The organism is Bacillus sp. JJ722, assembly GCF_036963345.1.
Taxonomy (GTDB): domain Bacteria; phylum Bacillota; class Bacilli; order Bacillales; family DSM-1321; genus Bacillus_AD.
Map to the genome: position 1 here is coordinate 1 of NZ_JBALMO010000289.1, position 3308 is coordinate 3308.

3 protein-coding genes are annotated in these 3308 nt (G+C 29.4%); 2 read left to right on the plus strand and 1 reads right to left on the minus strand.

The window, feature by feature from the left end; genetic code table 11:
- Positions 1-144: 144 nt before the first annotated feature.
- Positions 145-969: a hypothetical protein gene (locus tag V7014_RS23995; protein ID WP_335511084.1), complete on the plus strand. Its 825-nt coding sequence runs from the start codon at positions 145-147 to the stop codon at positions 967-969.
- Positions 970-1226: 257 nt separating this feature from the next.
- A complete protein-coding gene (locus tag V7014_RS24000) occupies positions 1227-1661 on the plus strand; it encodes a hypothetical protein (RefSeq protein WP_335511086.1) in 435 nt (144 codons plus the stop codon).
- A gap of 1057 nt (positions 1662-2718) precedes the next feature.
- On the opposite strand, the gene V7014_RS24005 is transcribed toward V7014_RS24000, so the two are convergent.
- Positions 2719-3308: ABC transporter permease (locus V7014_RS24005; RefSeq protein WP_335511088.1), on the minus strand; the 590-nt coding region annotated here is incomplete at its 5' end.

Consider the following 3308-nt stretch of genomic DNA (forward strand, 5'->3'; position numbering starts at 1 on the left):
TCTTAGCGCCAGTTAGAACTGGATAAAATAAGACAGTAAATATAAGTAATTGTAAAAAATTCGTAAATAAATATTCTTAATTTTACGAAAAAAGTGACGATACAACATAAAGATTGAGTAGTTTGTGCAGATAGAGGTGACAGCATGCAAGTTATTTTTGAATCGACTTATGCAAAATCTAATAATTATTATAATGTACCTAAAAATGATACCAGAGAGAATCAGCAAAACATTAGAAGTAATTCAGATACTATTTCTATTAGTATGGCTGGTAGACAGTTGCAATCTAATATAGGTGCAATGAAGAAGAATAGTATGCTAGATTCATTGCTTGAACAAAAGCAAAGATTAACAGAGAGTAAGAATCAATTTATGCAAGAGGCTACTGAAAAGGGTACAAGTATGGATATCATTAAAGAGCGTATGAAAGAATTTGATGAGCAGCTATTAGCATTGGATGAGAAAATAAGTCAACAAATGATTGAAGAAAGACAAAAAGCTTTGAATCTGGATAAAAAAGAGCAGGGCAATGAAGAATCAATGAATGAAGAGCTTAAAACAGAAGAAGAAATTCAAATGGAAAAATTTTCGAACTTACTCAATCTTTCAGGTAATGTTTCTCAGTTTAATCAACTTTATTCAGCAAAGGATCGAATGGAATGGCAACAGAGAGCTTTAAAAACTGAAATTAGACTTGATGGATTTTCAACAACTTCTAAAAATAATCAAATTTCTAATTTGAGTGAGCGTATTAAGCAAACTACTGAGAAAATTGGCGATGTGTTAAATGAATCTAATGTTCAGTTAAAAAGTCAAGATATTAATTTAAATAATGAGATTAAAAGTCAAACTAATCGAGATAGAGATGAAGTTGAATCAAATTATGATACAGAATTGCTTGCTTACAAACAAGCACAACATCTATTGAAATCCGATTCTACTGAACGTCAAGTTTCAGTTAGTGTTTAATACACACAACAAACACTATTAGTCATGTATTTGACTTCTTTTTTTTGTCCACATAAAATGTTGAATTTATATCATCCGAAAAAGGTTAGTTTACAACAGATATATTTTAGAGTATTAAACATTTCTCATTTACCAAAAGGAGTTGAATAATAATTACATAACAATTACTATGAATATATCAGAATATTTTTTAAATTAAAACGGAGTGAAATCTCATTTCTAGAGAAAAGATTGAGTATAATTTAATAATACTATTATTGGTAATATTTGTTGCGGGTTGCAGTTTTTCAAATGAAAAGAATGTTGAAGATAAACCCGAATTAGTAGAAACTGAAAAGCAAGAACAAATTGTTAAAGATCCCCATACAGAGAAGGCTGGATTACCTTCAGCAATAATGGTTGACTCTACCGTAATTGCTGAAGGTGGTCAAAGTAATATAGGGTTTAAATATCCAGGAGATGTTCCTTTGAAAATACAAGTTAAGAATGTAGGTGTAAATACATTTCATTATAAAATTCAGCATCTTAAGAAGGATTTAATTCTTAAACAAGGAACTTTAAAGCCTGATGAAAATTATAGTAATATATATGAATCGGTTGATGATTTACCAAAAGGGGATTATATAATTTATTTTGACCAAGAAAATGGAGCAAAAATATCAGCTAACACAAAAACAGAGCTTATAAATTAGCCATTATTTATTCTTAAAATACGAACGGGTAGATTGGGGATAAAAGACAAAAGTGAAAGTATTTAAGCATATACTTAAAGGGTTAAGCATACTAATAGTAACCTTAATGATATTTTTGGGGATAAGATACATAGAAACAGAGAAAAAACGAGAGATATAGAAGCATTTTAGGATGATGCTGGCGTATCTTTAGAAGTTTATGATATTAGAGCACATGTACCATTTACAGAAGAACGCAGATTTGAAATTGGAAATGCTTTAGCTGTAGCGGCAAAAGAAAACAACTTGGATGAATATGAAATCAAAGTAAAAGCTATTGAAGAAGGTGATCCAATTGAAAATTGATAGGTTTAGGTTTTTTATTTGTTGTACTAACCAAAACTAAGGTTGGTTAATCAACTTTGAAGAAAAGATAATGTCACTTGGTGCGATTTTTCATTACGAGAAATCGCTTTTTATACTGTAATCGAGCCAGGTGGGTGAAGAAGTTTGTTTCTTTATCAATTAATAAATTATTTAAATGTCTATAGGAGGATCATTTATGAACAGTAGGTTTGTTTTTTTGGTTCTGGATGGTAGTTATTGCGGCACTGTCGTACATTACAGGAGAAATGGTTACATTTATGATGCTTTTTTAAATTTTACTTACATTAAATGAAATAAATCATACCATCAAGAGTTTTTATAATGATTGGAAAAATAAAAATTAAAAGTTTTTCTATGTTATTGCTTTAAATAACTAGTTCAAGTGGTCATTTTATTCAATATATGTATAGTTCATCACTTTGCTCTTGCCCATATTCAAATTTAATTTCAGCTGCTTCCATGAATTTGAATAAGCGCTTTTATTGTTTAAGTATATCTGTTCTAATGGAAGTCTATTTGCTTTAGCTATATCCTTATATTACCCTTTTGAATATCTCCCTACCTATACTACCTTAAAATATGCCCATGCAAACAAAACTAGTAAAACATTGAGTTTTTCTATGGTTGAGCCTGTTTTGTTTTTACAAAACAGGCTCATATAATAATGGAGGAATTAATCTTTCATAAAAGTTTACTCTATTCCTCTAAGTCGCTCTATCATACTTTCTGTTTGAATAAATCGATAGACAATAGAAGGAATGCTAACGCATAATCCTAATATGATTGTGTACACCATGATCACAGGAATAAAAGGAAAAACGAAATCGACTTGTAAAGTATTTGAGCTCTGAAATATAAAATAAGTAATACCTAATCCAAATGTTGAAACGAGTAAAAGTGTAGTAACGCCATATCCTAATCCTTCAAGTGTTAACATTTTTCTAATTTGTTTTTGTGTCATTCCGACACATTCTAAAGTAGCAAGTTCTTTCTTTCTACTTTGAATCCCGCTTGTCATCATATTGATATAGTTTAATATACCAATTAGCGCTAAAATAGCTGATAACCCTCCACCTAAAATCTTCATTTTATTTTCTGATTGTTGCATATTATCAGCTTGATCAAGTTTTGATGATACGCTTATATTTTTATTGTTCTTTACTAAATCTTTAACTTGAGTATTCAATACACGATCATAACTTTTATTAAATATAATATCAGTATTTACAACTAATGGGTCAGAAATAAATTGTTTCAGTAATTTATCACTAACATAAATAT

Excerpts from the sequence above, each read along its gene's own strand:
- V7014_RS23995 (WP_335511084.1), top strand. The coding sequence starts at position 145 with ATGCAAGTTATTTTTGAATCGACTTATGCAAAATCTAATAATTATTAT.